This is a genomic window from Rhodococcus sp. IEGM 27 (assembly GCF_033142305.1).
GTDB lineage: Bacteria > Actinomycetota > Actinomycetes > Mycobacteriales > Mycobacteriaceae > Rhodococcus_F > Rhodococcus_F oxybenzonivorans.
In genome coordinates this window covers 1-14,824 of record NZ_JAWLSG010000022.1, presented here as the reverse complement: position 1 = coordinate 14,824, position 14,824 = coordinate 1, and the positions used below count along the sequence as shown (strand labels likewise).

Annotated in this window: 5 protein-coding genes; 1 reads left to right on the top strand and 4 read right to left on the bottom strand. The window is 66.9% G+C overall.

What is annotated here, in order from left to right:
- Positions 1–254: 254 nt before the first annotated feature.
- The 4 genes from R4P95_RS32715 to ychF all read right to left on the bottom strand — a co-directional run bounded on the left by R4P95_RS32715 (position 255) and on the right by ychF (position 3,566).
- Positions 255–656, bottom strand: a complete 402-nt coding sequence (locus R4P95_RS32715) for a hypothetical protein (RefSeq protein ID WP_317747786.1) — start codon at positions 654–656, stop codon at positions 255–257.
- Positions 653–835, bottom strand: coding sequence for a hypothetical protein (locus R4P95_RS32710; protein ID WP_317747785.1), 183 nt, complete (start codon positions 833–835; stop codon positions 653–655). The genes R4P95_RS32715 and R4P95_RS32710 overlap by 4 nt, the downstream gene beginning before the upstream one ends.
- Positions 835–2,058 (bottom strand): hypothetical protein, encoded by a 1,224-nt coding sequence (locus R4P95_RS32705; protein ID WP_317747784.1) that lies wholly within the window; start codon positions 2,056–2,058, stop codon positions 835–837. The genes R4P95_RS32710 and R4P95_RS32705 overlap by 1 nt, the downstream gene beginning before the upstream one ends.
- A 428-nt stretch (positions 2,059–2,486) precedes the next feature.
- A complete protein-coding gene (ychF, locus tag R4P95_RS32700) occupies positions 2,487–3,566 on the bottom strand; it encodes a redox-regulated ATPase YchF (protein ID WP_317747783.1) in 1,080 nt (359 codons plus the stop codon).
- Positions 3,567–3,881: 315 nt separating this feature from the next.
- Between ychF and R4P95_RS32695 the strand changes: the two genes are divergently transcribed.
- Positions 3,882–14,824 (top strand): non-ribosomal peptide synthetase (locus R4P95_RS32695; protein WP_317747782.1); only part of this gene is annotated, 10,943 nt, incomplete at its 3' end.

The following is a 14,824-nucleotide window of genomic DNA, read 5'->3' as shown; positions in this document are numbered from 1 at the left end:
CAGGGACAAGTCGACCTGTGAGGCCTTGCTCGCGCCGACCGTCAGAACAAGTTCACGTCCGGTCGGCTCTTCCGGCGGGGTAGGGGATGTCCACCCACTGCCGCCGAAGTCTGTGAAGTTGTGCGGCGCGGCGCGGCGCGGGGTGGGCGTTTAGCGGTGGGCTGCGCCGCCGTTTAGACCGGGCAGCTTGGGCAGGAAGCGGGTGTGCCGGGTGGGGTGGGGTGGCAGCCCCCACCCGGCAACCGCTCAAGCGGTTACCGCCTCAGCTTCTTCCCTGCGGACGCCCTCCGAGCGGCGGCAGGGTTGCGGGTTGCGGTAACCGCGAGCTTCTTCTGTTTCTTGTCCAAGACGGGGGTGATGTCGAGCCGGCGATTGGGCGGGCCGTGGTAGCCGACAATCCCTTTGACCACAGCGCCGCGTCCAGCGGGTGTCCTGAACTCGGCTCCCACCTTCAGGCCCTTGTAGGCTCCGCCCCGGCCCACTTCGAGGTTCTTCTCGAACGAACCGTTGACGTAGGTACTGCCGACCTTCCGGGCTCCGGTCTTCGCGGCTGCCTTGGCGACCGTACGCGCACCCTTGGCTGTTGCGGCCACCTTCACCCCCGCACCAGCGAATCGGCCCATCCGGTCACGCCGGTAGTTCCGCCGGGCGCTCATCGTCTGCCCCGGCGTGCCAGCTCGTCGGCCAGGACGGTCAGTCCGCTGTCGTCGGTCATCGGCGGCGTCTTGCCGCGATACCGTCCACCTTCGCTCGGTGGTGCTTCTTCCAGGCCGGGCGGCGTCAGGCCCGGTCCCCAGCCAAACTCGCCGGGAATCTTCTCGGTGTCGCGAGCCATTACGACCACTCCCAGGTCGGCGCGGTGTAGACGCTGCCCGCCGTCACCTGGACGACGCACGCAGCCGAACGGTAGCGAACACCACACCCAAAGGACCGCTGGAAGAAGCTGTCCTGCAACGGGTATCGCTGGTCCCGGCCGGGAATGATCCGCAGTCCCTGGTAGGCGAGGTTCGTATGCTGACGGAAGGCGACCGGGTTGAGGCTGCTGTTCGGCCCACCGGTCGCGACCACCGCCAGGTACCCCTGCGGAACGAAGTAGCTAGGGATGATCCAGGCCGGGCCATAGCTACCGGAGACCTCCAACCCGCCGAACTCACCGGGCGCGATCTTGCCGACGACGTTCTCTTCAGTCAGGTATGCGGGCGCGGTCTCGGACGGGATGAAGTCGAACTTGCTCGTGACGCCGTTGGTCTCCACCCCCGCCTTGAACGTGCTTATCTCCTCGGCCTCGTTTGGGTGGCACAGCACGATCAGCTGCGTATTGCCGCTGATGCCGAAGCCCTTGCTGCGCACCTGGTCGATGGCGTCCACCAGGTCGCCAGGGTCAATGGCGGCATTGTTGGACGCCAGGTAGTGGCTCGTCGTGCTGGGGAACGACTGACCCGCGTGCGGGGGCGGGGTCATTCCGTCAGTGCCGTTCCACAATCCGAACACTCGGTGGGCGTGCTCGTTCAATCCTTCGGTTGGATCGAACAGCCGCCGCAGGAGCGTGCCCGTGACCAGACGGTTGTCGGCCTCGAACGCAGAATTGATCGCAGCAGAGACCTGTTCCGCCGTTGCTGCGCGCAGGAACTTCCACGTCATGCGCGACGCCAGATCGTAGTCCTCGAAATCGTAGCTGAGAATCAGCGCGTCGGGCTGGCTGCGGATACCCTGCGGTTCGCCATACTCGGACGCCTTCTCGAAGTTCGCGCCGCCCAGCGCCTGTGGGATCGCGTCGCCCACGGCCACCGTCGGATACGAGATGAGCGAAGCCAGGGCGGATCGCTCCCGGTTCCACGAGGACAGCGCTTGCGCGGCCTGGTTCCAGATGGAGTTCAGATCGACGCCGTCGCTGGTCTGGTCGACTAGGACGTCACCCTGATTCGCGTACCCCTGTCCGCCGTCGCTACCCCAGGCAAGTAGGGCGGCCACTTCGGGGCGCAGTGCAGCGCGTCCGGGATGGGTGAAGAGCGGGCGGTCGTTCCAGGGCCGAGTATCGGCCGGTCGTGTGGTCGTCATGATGGGTTCCGTTCGGTTCGTAGAGTCAGGCTGTGGAACCGGGAGCAACCTTGCTGCCGGGTGGAAGCCGGTCTCTGACCGAACTGGAATTGCCGCGAGCGCTGCTCGCCGAAAGTGCTGATGCTGATCCCCAGACTGGTGTCCGGAGATCTCTCGTACCCGACCACTAGCCAGGACCGTGTACCGGCTGCGGGGCGCTGCCCTGCGGTGCCGTACTGGGGCCAGGCTAGCCCGCACCTGTGGCGGTGCGCCACTACTGCCGCCGGGTGAACTCAAGCGGTAGGCATTGGGTGGCCACAGCCCCATCTAAGCCCCGTCCGGGGCTAATCAACTAGTGACCAGCCGTGCGCCGCAGGTAGTCAGAAAGTGGTCGTGACCAGGACATTCTTTCGAAAGTAGAACCGCCCACCTGCGGCGACTTAGCCCCACTAAACGTTGAAGCGGAACTCCACGACGTCTCCGTCGGCCATGATGTAGTCCTTGCCTTCCATGCGCACCTTGCCTGCGGCTTTGGCGGCGGCCATGGATCCGGCGGCGACGAGGTCGTCGTAGGAGACGATCTCGGCTTTGATGAAGCCACGTTCGAAGTCGGTGTGGATGACGCCGGCGGCCTGGGGGGCGGTGTCGCCCTTGTGGATGGTCCAGGCCCGTGCTTCCTTGGGACCTGCGGTGAGGTATGTCTGCAGGCCGAGGGTGTGGAAGCCGGTGCGGGCGAGTGCGTGGAGGCCGGGCTCGGACTGTCCGATGGAGTCGAGCATCTCCTGCCGGTCCTCTTCGTCGAGCTCGAGCAATTCCTGTTCGACCTTGGCGTCGAGGAACACGGCGTCCGCGGGGGCGACGGACGCGCGCAGCTCGGCGACCTTCGCCTCGTCCGTGAGCACTGCCTCGTCGGCGTTGAACACGTAGAGGAACGGCTTGGTGGTGAGCAGGCTCAGCTCGCGCAGCAGTGTGAAGTCGAGCTTGTCTTTCGCGCTGAACAGCGTCTTGCCGGTGTCGAGCACCTCCTGCGCGGCCAGTGCGGCCTCGTGCAGGGGCTTGAGGTCCTTGTTCTTCTTCGCTTCCTTTTCGAGCCGCGGCAGAGCCTTCTCCAACGTCTGCATGTCGGCGATGACGAGCTCGGTCTCGATCACCTCGATGTCGGACGCCGGGTCGACGCGGCCGTCGACGTGCACCACGTCGTCGTCGTTGAACACGCGTACCACCTGGCAGATGGCGTCGGCTTCCCGAATGTTGGCCAGGAACTTGTTGCCGAGACCGGCGCCTTCGGAGGCGCCCTTCACGATGCCGGCGATATCGACGAACGACACCGTCGCAGGCAGGATCCGCTGGGAACCGAAGATCTCGGCGAGCTTGTTCAGCCGGGGATCGGGCAGTTCGACCAGGCCGACGTTGGGTTCGATGGTGGCGAACGGGTAGTTCGCGGCCAGCACGTCGTTGTTGGTCAGCGCGTTGAACAAGGTGGACTTGCCGACGTTGGGCAGTCCGACGATTCCGAGGGTAAGGCTCACGGTCGTTGGATTCTACGGCCTCGGCCGCGGTGACCGGTCACCAGTTGCGCGGGTCACCGTTCGGGGTGTAACCCGGTGATAGCCCGGAGCTGCCACACGGCTGCCGAAACTCCTGGCCGGGACCCGTAACGGGGGGCGTCGGGTTGACGATGTAACAAGGCTAAGCACCACACCGGAAGGACACAGTCAGAACGCGGTCCCGAACGATCACCGCACCGTAACTGAAACCCGTACCCCGGGCCCCTCTGACCTCCACGCCCCACGGGTGTGGCGGTCACCCGCGACCCTCGGTCGTTGAATGGAGGGATCCTCCCCTTGGATTCTTCAACTTCATCCGACCCCCACACCGACAGGTTCGGTGCCGGCTTCCCGCTGTCGTCGGCGCAGCGCGGGATGTGGCTGGCGCAGCGGCTGACGCCCGAGGTTCCCCTCTGCATCGCGCAGTACGTCGAAGTGCACGGACCCCTGGATGTGGCCTTGCTCGACGAGGCGTCCGTGACCGCCGCGCGCGAGTTCCACTCCCCGTACCTCCGGATTTTCGAGGTGGACGGCGAACCTTTCCAGGTGGTCGACCCGACCCTCGAGTTGTCGACCGAGTACGTCGACCTCCGGGCCGCCGCCGACCCGGTGGCGGCGGCGCACACGTGGATGGAGGACGACTACACGAGACCCCTCGACCCCGAGGCGGACATGCTGGCCGCATCAGCGGTTCTGCACGTCGGGGATCAGCATTACTTGTGGTACAGCAGGATTCACCACGTTGCGCTGGACGGATACGGGGCGATGACCATGGTCAATCGCATCGCCGCCCTCTACACGGCTGCCGTGCAGGGGCGCCCCCCGGAACCGAATCCCGCGGCGGATCTGCGCACGCTGTACGCCCTCGACCAGCAGTATCGGTCGTCGTCTCGATTCGAAGCCGACCGCGACTACTGGGCGCAGCGGATCTCCGGGTTCGCGGAGGGGTCGAGCCTGTCCGAAGTGGTCTCGCCGGCGGTCGCGAAGAGCATTCTCCTGACTACCTCGCTGTCGGATGCCGCGTCAGAGCGCCTGATGCACTCGGACGAGGTGTTCGGAGTTCCCGCAGCGGGCGTGGTCGTGGCTGCCTTCGGCTGCTACCTGGCGAGAATGAGCGGCCGCGAGAATGTGTTGCTCAGCCTGCCCGTCTCCGGTCGAACCACCACCATCCTGCGACGTTCCGGTGGAATGCTCGTCAGCCTCGCCCCACTGCACATCAGCTCGCCGCCCGAGGACCGGGTGGACGAGATGCTGCGCCGGTCCCAGTTGGAGCTCATGGGCGCACTCCGCCATCAGCGCTACACCCTCGAGGACATTCGCCGTGATGCCGGCGACCGATCGTCTGGCCGCCGGCTCACCGGTCCGATGGTCAACGTCATGCTCTTCCACCCGGAAATCACACTGGGCCCGGTGACCGGGGAATTTCACGTCGTCACGTCCGGTCCCGTCGAGGACCTCCTGGTGAACGTCTACCGCAGCGGCACACCCGAGAGGACGCTGGTCGAGTTCCGGGGCAATCCACACCGGTACACCGACGAGGACTTGCGTCGGCATCATTCCGCTTTCGTCGCCCTGCTGCAGGAGCTCCTGGAGGCCCGCCCCGAAGACGCGACAGCGGACGTTCATCTCGAATCCGCCGCCGAAGGAGCACGCCGACGGCGGAAGGTGGCTGCGCTCGACTATTGGAAGCAGACCCTCGACGGCCTTTCCGCGAACGACATTCTGCCCACCGACCATCCGCGGCCCGTCGATCGCACACTCGTGGCGGACGGACGGGTCGATGTTCGCATCCCGGCCGAACTGCACCAACGCATGCACAGTGTCGGCGCCGACTGCCGATTCGCAGCCTTCTCCGCGATCCATACCGGGCTGGTCGCACTGCTCTCGCGACTGGGGAGCACCGACGACATCGCGGTCGGCACCTCCGGCGGTCCGGGCGGTGGGCCGCTGATCCTGCGCACCCTCGTCGACAGCGCTCAAACGTTCACCGACGTGCTCGGACGGGTCCGCGACACGGAGCTGGGCGCGTACACCCACTCCGACGTCCCCTTCGACGAGATCGCGGCGGCACTGGGCCTACGGGACGAGTCGTCCGGCCGGTACCCATTCCAGATCGGTCTCGAATTCGTGGGTACGGCAACGGACGCGTCACCGACCGACGGCGCGGATCTGTCGGTCGTCTGCTCGGCGCACCCCGACTGTTCGGGCGTCGATATCCAGCTTCTTTTCGCGACGGCCTTGTTCGAACCCGACACCGTGCGGGAGTTCGGGAACCGCTTGGTGCACCTGCTCGATGTCGCCACGCTCGACTCCGGTTCGGCCGTCGGCGATTTCGACGTCCTCACTCCCGCCGAATGCGCGAACCTGGTACCCGCTCTGGGACCACCTGCGCTGCCGCCCCGACTGCTGCCCGACATCCTGACTTCGGCCGCGGAGATCGATCCCGACGCAGTCGCCGTCTCCGAGCGGGGCACGGACATTTCGTACCGGGAACTGGACGAGGAATCGAATCAGTTGGCGCGCCTGCTGATCGCGCGCGGTGCCGGACCGGACACCATCGTCGCGCTCGCACTGCCGCGATCTTCCGAGTTCGTGCTCGCGCTCTGGGCCGTCGCCAAGTCCGGTGCAGCGTTCCTCCCGGTAGACCCGAACTACCCGCAGGCCCGCATCGAGCACATGCTGACCGATTCGGGCGCAGTGCTGGGCGTGACCGATCACCGGCACCGCCTGCGTTCGCCTGCCGTGTCCTGGCTCGACTTGGACGACACACGAACCGATACCACCGTCGCCGGGTGCTCTCCTACCCGTGTGACCCAGGCGGACCGATTGCGGCCACTGCGACGTGACCACGCGGCCTACCTGATTTACACGTCCGGTTCCACCGGCATCCCGAAGGGCGTGTCGGTCGGTCACCGGGGCATCGCCGACCTCGTCAGCGCGGAACGCGAAGGTCTGGAAATTTCACCCGAGTCGCGGGTCTCCCATTTCGCCTCGCCCAGCTTCGACGCCTCCATCTTCGAACTGCTCGGCGCATTCGGAGCCGGCGCGCGAGTGGTGATCGTGCCACCGGCCGTCGTCGGCGGCGCCGAACTGACCCGGATACTCGCCGACGAGCACGTCAGCCACGCAATATTCACGCCGACTACTGCGGCGACACTCGATCCCGCAGCCCTCCCCGAGCTGACCGATCTGGCCCTCGCCGGCGAGGCAAGCCCGCCCGAGTTGGTCGCGCGGTGGGCGTCTGCCGCCCGGAGGGTCCGCAACGCATACGGCCCCACCGAGGCCACGATCATGTCGACGCTGAGCCCACCGCTCGCACCCGGGCAACGGGTGACCCTGGGCGGGCCGATCCGGGGATTCTCGATACTGGTTCTCGACTCCCGACTCCATCCGGTTCCGCCGGGAGTCGCAGGCGAGGTGTATCTGGGTGGTCCCGGCCTTGCCCGCGGGTATCACCGGCGACCCGGCTTGACTGCAGCACGTTTCGTCGCCGACCCGCACGGTCCACCGGGCGAGCGCCTCTACCGCACGGGCGACGTCGCCGCGTGGCGGAAGTGTGCCGACCTTCCGGACGGAACACCCACCAGCCTGTCGCTGGAGTACCTGGGCCGCAGCGACTTCCAGGTCAAGATCCGTGGCTTCCGTATCGAACTCGGCGAGATCGATGCCGTCCTGATGCGGCATCCCACGGTGAGCTTCGCTGCGACGGTCGACCGCGCCACCAGCGCAGGCGACCCCACACTCGTCGCCTATGTGCGACCGGTGCAGGGCGCGCAGGTGGACGTCCCCGGATTGGAAACGCTCCTGCGACGCACCCTCCCCCGGTACATGCTTCCGTCGGCCATCGTGCCGCTCGACGAGGTCCCGCTCACTCCCGGTGGGAAACTCGACCGTGCGGCGTTGCCCGCACCCACTTTCCTGCCCGGCAGCACTCATCGGAAGCCGGCCACCCCGACGGAGGCCACCGTCGCCGCTGTCTGGGAGACCGTGCTGGGAGTCAGCGGCATCGGCGCCGACGACGACTACTTCGATTTGGGCGGGAATTCGCTGACGGCGACCCGGGTGGTGGCCCGGGTGAACGCGGCCCTCGGCACCACGATCGGGGTCGCTGAACTGTTCGAGGCGCCGACGGTGGCGACACTGGCTGCGAGACTCGACCGGGACGAGCATCGCGGGCCCGACCGTCCCGCCCTTGCCCCGGTGGCACGCCCCGCCGTCATTCCGCTGTCCTCCGCTCAACAGCGCATGTGGTTCATCAATCAGTACGACACCACGTCACCTGCCTACAACATTCCGCTGGTCGTCCGCTTGACGGGACGACTCGACGTGCCCGCCCTGGTGGCCGCGATCGGTGACATCGTGGAACGGCACGAATCGCTGCGCACCGTGTTCCCCGCATCACCCGACGGCCCGCACCAAGTCGTGCTGCCGGCCGCCGACGCGGTACCCGTCATCGAACCGATCCCCGTGGAGAACGAAAGCGAGCTGGCGCAACGCCTTTCCGAGGTGTGCTCGACGAGGTTCGACGTCGCCACCGCCGTCCCTTTGCGCTGCACCCTCCTTCAGCTCGGCGACAGCGAGTACCTCCTGGCACTGGTTCTGCACCACATCGCGGCGGACGGGGCGTCGACCGCACCATTGGCTCGGGACGTGACCACGGCGTACGCCGCGCGCACCGCCGGTCACGCCCCGCAGTGGCCACCGCTCGCCGTGCAGTACGTCGACTACACCCTCTGGCAGCGCGCACTGCTCGGAAGTGACACGGACCCGGACAGCCTGCTGTCGCGGCAACTCGACTACTGGACCGAAACACTGAGCGGAAGTCCCGCTCTGCTCGAGTTGCCCACCGACCACCCGCGCCCGGACACCCGGTCGCTGCAGGGGGGCCGCGTCGAATTCGCGATCGACCCCGAATTGCACGGCGCCTTACTCGAGCTTGCCCGTACCTCCACGTCGACAGTGTTCATGGTGTTGCACGCCGCACTGGCAGTTCTCTTGGCCCGGCTCAGTGGATCCGACGACGTCGCCGTCGGCACTCCGGTGGCAGGCCGGGGCGAGGCAGCGCTCGACGATGTGGTCGGCATGTTCGTCAACACCGTGGTGCTGCGTACCAAGACAGACCAGTCGACGGGTTTCGGCGACACCCTTCGGCACGTGCGGGACACCGATCTCGCCGCCTTCGGTCACACCGACATCCCGTTCGAACAGCTGGTGGAGGTGCTGGACCCCCCACGTTCATCGGCATATTCACCGCTCTTCCAGGTATTGCTCGAGTTCGAACACATCCTGCCTTCGGGCAGGGAACTGCACGGTCTCGAGCTGCCCGGCCTCCGCCTGGAGCCGGTCGATTACGACGCGGGAATGGCCAAGTTCGATCTGCAGCTCTGGCTCTCCGAACGTCTCGACACCAACGGCTCCCCCCTCGGTATGCAGGCGGGGGTCGTGTATGCCACCGATCTGTTCGACGAGCAGACGGTGCGGAATTTCGCCGAGCGTTTCGTGCGCATACTGGAGGCGGTCACCGACAATCCGCAGACCCCGATCGGTGACATCGAGATCCTCGATGCAGCCGAGCGGGACGCCGCGCTCACGCCTTGGCGGCAGCCCGTCGCTCTGAGTGAAAGCCACACTCTCGCAGACGCATTACTCCGCGCGGCGGCGACGTCCCCGAGTCACGGAGCCGTCACCTACGCGGGTGACACGGTCTCGTATGCCGAGCTGGCTACCAGCGTCACTCGCCTGGCCCGCCTGCTGATCAACCGCACGCTTACCCCCGAAACCGTAGTCGGCGTGGCGATTCCCAGATCCGTCGATTGGGTGGTCACCGTACTCGCGGTGATCGCAGCGGGCGGTGCCTGTCTGCCGGTCGAGGTGACCTGGCCCCGCCCCCGCGTCGAGCATGCCCTGACGTCGGCGGATCCCGCGATGATCCTCACTCACCTCGACCTCGCGGCTGAACTCCCCGACACCGGTTCTGCTGTCGTCGTGCTCGACGCTCCCGACACGGTGCACGAACTCGCTGCGACGTCGGATGCGCCGCTCACGCATGCTGCGACGCCGGACTCGGCCGCCTATGTGCTGTTCACCGCCGGTTCGACGGCGCCGCCGAAGCCGGTCTCTCTCTCGCACCGCACCGTGCTCGCCGCCTTCGCTTCCGCATCCCAGTCTTTCGGCTTCGACTGTTCCGATGTGTGGACGACGTTCCCCACCCACACCGTCGATCTCTCCGTGTGGGAGCTGTGGGGTGCGTTGCTGCACGGTGGGCGGTTGCTGATCGTCGACGACGACACCGCCCGATCACCGCGGGAGACCGCAGCACTGATTGCCCACGAACACGTCACTGTCCTGAGCCGGACCCCCACAGCATTCGATCCGATTCTTCGCGCCCTGCCTACGGCGGGAAGCACTCCACTGTCAGCTCCGCGACTCGTCGTCCTCGGCGGCGAGGCCGTCTCCACCGACCTGGCCGCACGATTGTCCACGCTGCCGGCGTCGACTACCGCGGTGCAGATGTATGCCTCCACCGAGACCGTCACCTGGGTGGCTGCGTCGGAGGTGCTCGCGACCGCACACCAGAAACAGACCCTCCCGCTGATACCCGCGCCCGGGCGGCCGCTCGCCATTCTGGATCGTCGGCTGCACATCGTCCCCGCGGGTGTCGTGGGCGAGCTGTATGTGGGTGGTCCCGCCCTCGCACGGGGCTATCACGGCCGGGCACGTGCCACCAGCACCCGCTTCGTGGCGAGTCCGTTCGGTGGTCCCGGCGAACGGATGTACCGCACCGGAGATCTGGCGCGAACCGACCGAGACGGGTGCCTGCACATCGTCGGCCGTTCCGACTTCCGGTCGTCGCTCCGCGGATACCGTATCCCCCTCGACGAGATCGACGCCGCGATGTCCGCGCACACCTCGATCGACCAGGCGGTGACGGTCGACTACACCACCCGTTCGGGTGACCACGCCCTGGTGTCCTATGTGACACCGGCCGCGAGTGCCGAAGTGGAGCAGGGCCGTCTGACCGAGTTCGCCGCGACCCTGCTTCCCGCGCACTGCATTCCCGCCGAGATAGTCGAGCTCGACACTCTTCCCGTCGACGATACCGGTGCGGTCGACCGCACCGCCCTGCCCGTGCCCGAGTCCCTCGGGTACGCCGCCGAGTTCCGCGCGCCCAGGACACCACGGGAGGAAGCGGTCGCATCGGTGTTCGCGCAGGTACTCGGTGTCGAAGGTGTGGGCGTCGACGACAACTTCTTCGAACTCGGCGGCACCTCACTGATCGCCACGAAGGTGGTGGCCCGCCTCAACTCGGCGCTGGGCACCGGAATCGGGGTGCGCGCCCTGTTCGAGGCGCCGACCGTGCAGGCCCTGGCCGCCGTGCTCGACGCCGAGGACGAGGAGGCGTCCCTTCCACCGCTCCGACCGAGGGATCGCACCCGGCCGGTCCCGGTATCGTTTGCACAACAACGGATGTGGTTCGTCAATCAGTTCGATACCAGCTCCGCGGCCTACAACATACCGATGGTGGTGCGCATCAGCGGACCACTCGATATTGCCGCTCTCAGCGCTGCCCTGATGGACGTCGTCACTCGACACGAATCGTTGCGGACGGTGTACCCCCTCACCGACGAGGGACCGGTCCAGGTGGTGCAACCCGTCGACGCGGCACAACTCGAACTCACGCCGATACCGATCCTCGACGACAAGCACCTGCGGGAACGGATCGACGACGTCATCGCCACCACCTTCGACGTCACGGTTCGGGCACCGCTGCGTGCCGAGGTATTCCGCGTGGACCCATTCACCCACGTCTTCGCGCTCGTGGTGCATCACATCGCGGCGGATGGGTGGTCGCTGGTTCCGCTGGCGCGAGACATGACCACGGCGTATGCCGCGCGCACGCAGGGTCACGCCCCGGACTGGAAACCACTTCCCGTGCAGTACGGGGACTTCGCACTCTGGCAACGAGAGGTCCTGGGGTCCGCAGAAGACCCGACGTCGCCACTGTCCGAGCAGCTCACCTACTGGCGGACCACGTTGGCCGATCTCCCTGAGAGGCTGGAACTGCCGGCCGACCGTCCCCGACCCTCGACCGCCACCTACCAGGCGGCCACCGCCCGCTTCACCATGTCGCCGGCGACACACCGTCGGCTGACCGAGATGGCGCGGGAACACGATGCCACTCCCTTCGTCACCGTCCACGCCGCTCTCGCGGTGCTGCTGTCGCGGCTCGGGAACACCGGCGACGTCACGGTGGGATCGCCGATCGCGGGACGTGGCGAACAGGCACTCGACGATCTCGTCGGCATGTTCGTCGGCACCCTCGTGCTGCGCACGCGAATCGACCCGGCACTGCCGTTCGACAAGGTCCTGGCCCGCGTCCGAGAAACGGATGTCGACGCCTTCGCGCACGCGGACATCCCCTTCGAGCGTCTGGTCGAGGAACTGAACCCGGCGCGTTCCACGGCTGCACACCCCCTGTTCCAGGTGATGCTCTCCTTCCTGAACCTGGCGGAGGCGAAACCGGAATTGCCTGGACTGCGCGTGTCCACCCTCGACCTCGACTCGCACCTGTCCCAGTTCGACCTGAATGTCGTTCTGCGCGAGCACCTCACCGACGACGGCGCGCCTGGCGGAATCACCGGCGAGTTCGTGTATTCCACCGATCTCTTCGACGAAGCGACCGTGCGCAGGTTCGTCGACATGTTCCTCCGCGTGATCGACACGGTGTCTTACCTGCCCACCACGGTGGTCGGTGATATTCACTTGCTCGACAGCACCGAGCTCGAGCGAGCGCTCGACCGGAAGTTCGTCACCAGACACGACTTACCCGGTGACACGATCCTCGACCTCTTCGATGCCCAGGTCGCCAGGGCACCCGAGGATACCGCTGTCGTGTTCGAGGGGAATGCCCTGACCTACCGCGAGTTCGACTCCTGGACCAATCAGCTCGCGCGCATCCTGATCGGGCGGGGCATCGGACCGGAGTGCGTGGTGGCACTGGCCTTGCCGCGATCGTTCGAACTGCTTGCCGGAATGTTCGCCGTCGTCAAAGCGGGCGCCGCCCTGCTTGCCCTCGACCTCGGACATCCCCCCGAACGCATCGCCTATCTGCTCGAGTCCTCCGCGCCCGCATTGGTGCTCACGGTTTCCGGCGTCGATGTTCTGATCCCTCCCGGCACCGAGGTTCTCGCCCTGGACGTCCTCGATCTCGAGGCTGTGGATGCGCGTCCGGTCACGGACGCCGACCGCATCGCTCCCCTGCATCCGGAGAACCTCGCCTACGTGGTCTATACCTCGGGCTCCACCGGAAGACCCAAGGGCGTCGCAGTGTCCCATGCAGCGATCACCAATCAGCTGGCGTGGTCCCAATCCCAGCTGCCGCTCCTTCCCGGCGACCGCACCCTTCAGAAAGCACCGATCGCGTTCGATGTCGCTATCTGGGAATCGTTCTCGGCATTGTGCGCCGGCAGCGCATTGGTCGTTCTCCGGCCCGACGGCCATCTCGATCTCGAGTACCTGACTACGGTGCTGTCGACCGAGAACATCACCGTCGTCGAATTCGTGCCCTCGATGCTCGAGGTGTTCGTCGGCGACCACCGACGCGCATTCCCCTCGTCGCTCCGCCGGGTGTTCTCGGGAGGTGAGGCTCTGCCTGCCCGCACCGCCGACCGGGTGCTGTCCCGAAGCGTCGCGCTCGGGAACATGTACGGTCCGGCAGAGGCGTCGGTGACGGCCACCTATTGCGATGTCACGTCGCTGCCGCTCACACCCGTGATTCCGATCGGCACCCCGGTGTGGAATACCCGGGTGTATCTCCTCGATCACCGGTTGCACCCGGCGCCGCGCGGAGTGGCTGCCGAAATGTACATCAGCGGTGCGCAACTGGCCCGCGGATACCTGGGACGACCGGACCTGACCGCACTTCGGTTCATCCCGGATCCGAACGGTGCCCCGGGGAGCCGGATGTATCGCACCGGTGACCTCGCCCGCCACAACAGTCTCGGACAGATCGAGTATCTGGGACGCAGCGATTTCCAGATACAGCTGCACGGCTACCGCGTCGAACCGGGAGAGATCGAATCCACACTGCTCCGCCACCCAGGGGTTGCCCAGGCCGTGGTGGCACTCCACCGGGACTCCCACGGCGCCGACCATCTGATCGGTTACGTCGTGCCCGAGCCGGATGCGGAGATCGACGGGAACATCCTGATCGACCATGCCGCCTCTGCCCTGCCGTCGCACATGGTGCCGTCGACGATCCTCATCCTGCCGTCGTTCCCGCTGACACCGAACGGCAAGGTCGATCGCGGGGCACTTCCCGCCCCCGACTTCTCCGTCCGTGCAACGAGTCAGCGGATGCCGAGCTCGGAGGTCGAGCGCGTACTCGCGGCCCTGTTCGCAGAAGTACTCGGTCTCGACGCCGTGGGTGTCGACGATTCGTTCTTCGCGCTCGGCGGCGACAGCATCATGGCCATTCAATTGGTCGCGCGGGCACGAACCGCCGGCCTTACCGTGCAACCGCGGGACGTGTTCGAACACAAGACCGTCAGCCGGCTCGCGCGGGCCGTCTCGATCCAGCCGTTCGCCGCACCCACTCTGGAGGAACTGCCCGGTGGCGACATCGGAGAGCTCCCCCCGACTCCTGTCATTGCCTGGCTGCTCGAGCTCGGCGGCGACTTCAGCCAGTTCTCGCAGGCCGCACTGCTGACCACCCCGGCAGGGGTCGACCAGGAGACGCTCACGCGTACCCTCGAGGCCGTCGTCGAGCACCACGCCGCCCTGCGCGCTCGGCTCCGTCTCACCCCGGGCCGCGACCCGATCATGGAGGTACCCGCGGGACCCGCCCCCGGCGGCGGCGATCTTCTCCGACGGGTCGCGGTCGCGAGCGTCACAGGCCCGGAGTTCCATCGCCTGGCGGTCGCCGAACTGGAGGCCGCAGCCGGCCGGCTCGACCCGGCCCGGGGCGTCATGCTGCAGGCCGTCTGGTTCGACGCCTCCCGGGACCACCGCAACGGCGACCTGTCGGCGCAGGAGGGTCGGCTACTGCTGGTGATCCATCACCTGGCCGTCGACGGCGTGTCCTGGCGAATCCTGGTACCCGACCTCGCCGCCGCGTGGGAAGACATCACCGCCGGCCGGGACCCCGACCTGCCCGAGAACGGGACCTCGATGCGCCGCTGGGCGCACGCCCTCGTCGACACCGCCCCCGAACGGGCCGGTGAACTCGACCTCTGGCGCCG

Excerpts from the sequence above, each read along its gene's own strand:
- R4P95_RS32715 (WP_317747786.1), bottom strand. The coding sequence starts at position 656 with ATGAGCGCCCGGCGGAACTACCGGCGTGACCGGATGGGCCGATTCGCT.
- R4P95_RS32710 (WP_317747785.1), bottom strand. The coding sequence starts at position 835 with ATGGCTCGCGACACCGAGAAGATTCCCGGCGAGTTTGGCTGGGGACCG.
- R4P95_RS32705 (WP_317747784.1), bottom strand. The coding sequence starts at position 2,058 with ATGACGACCACACGACCGGCCGATACTCGGCCCTGGAACGACCGCCCG.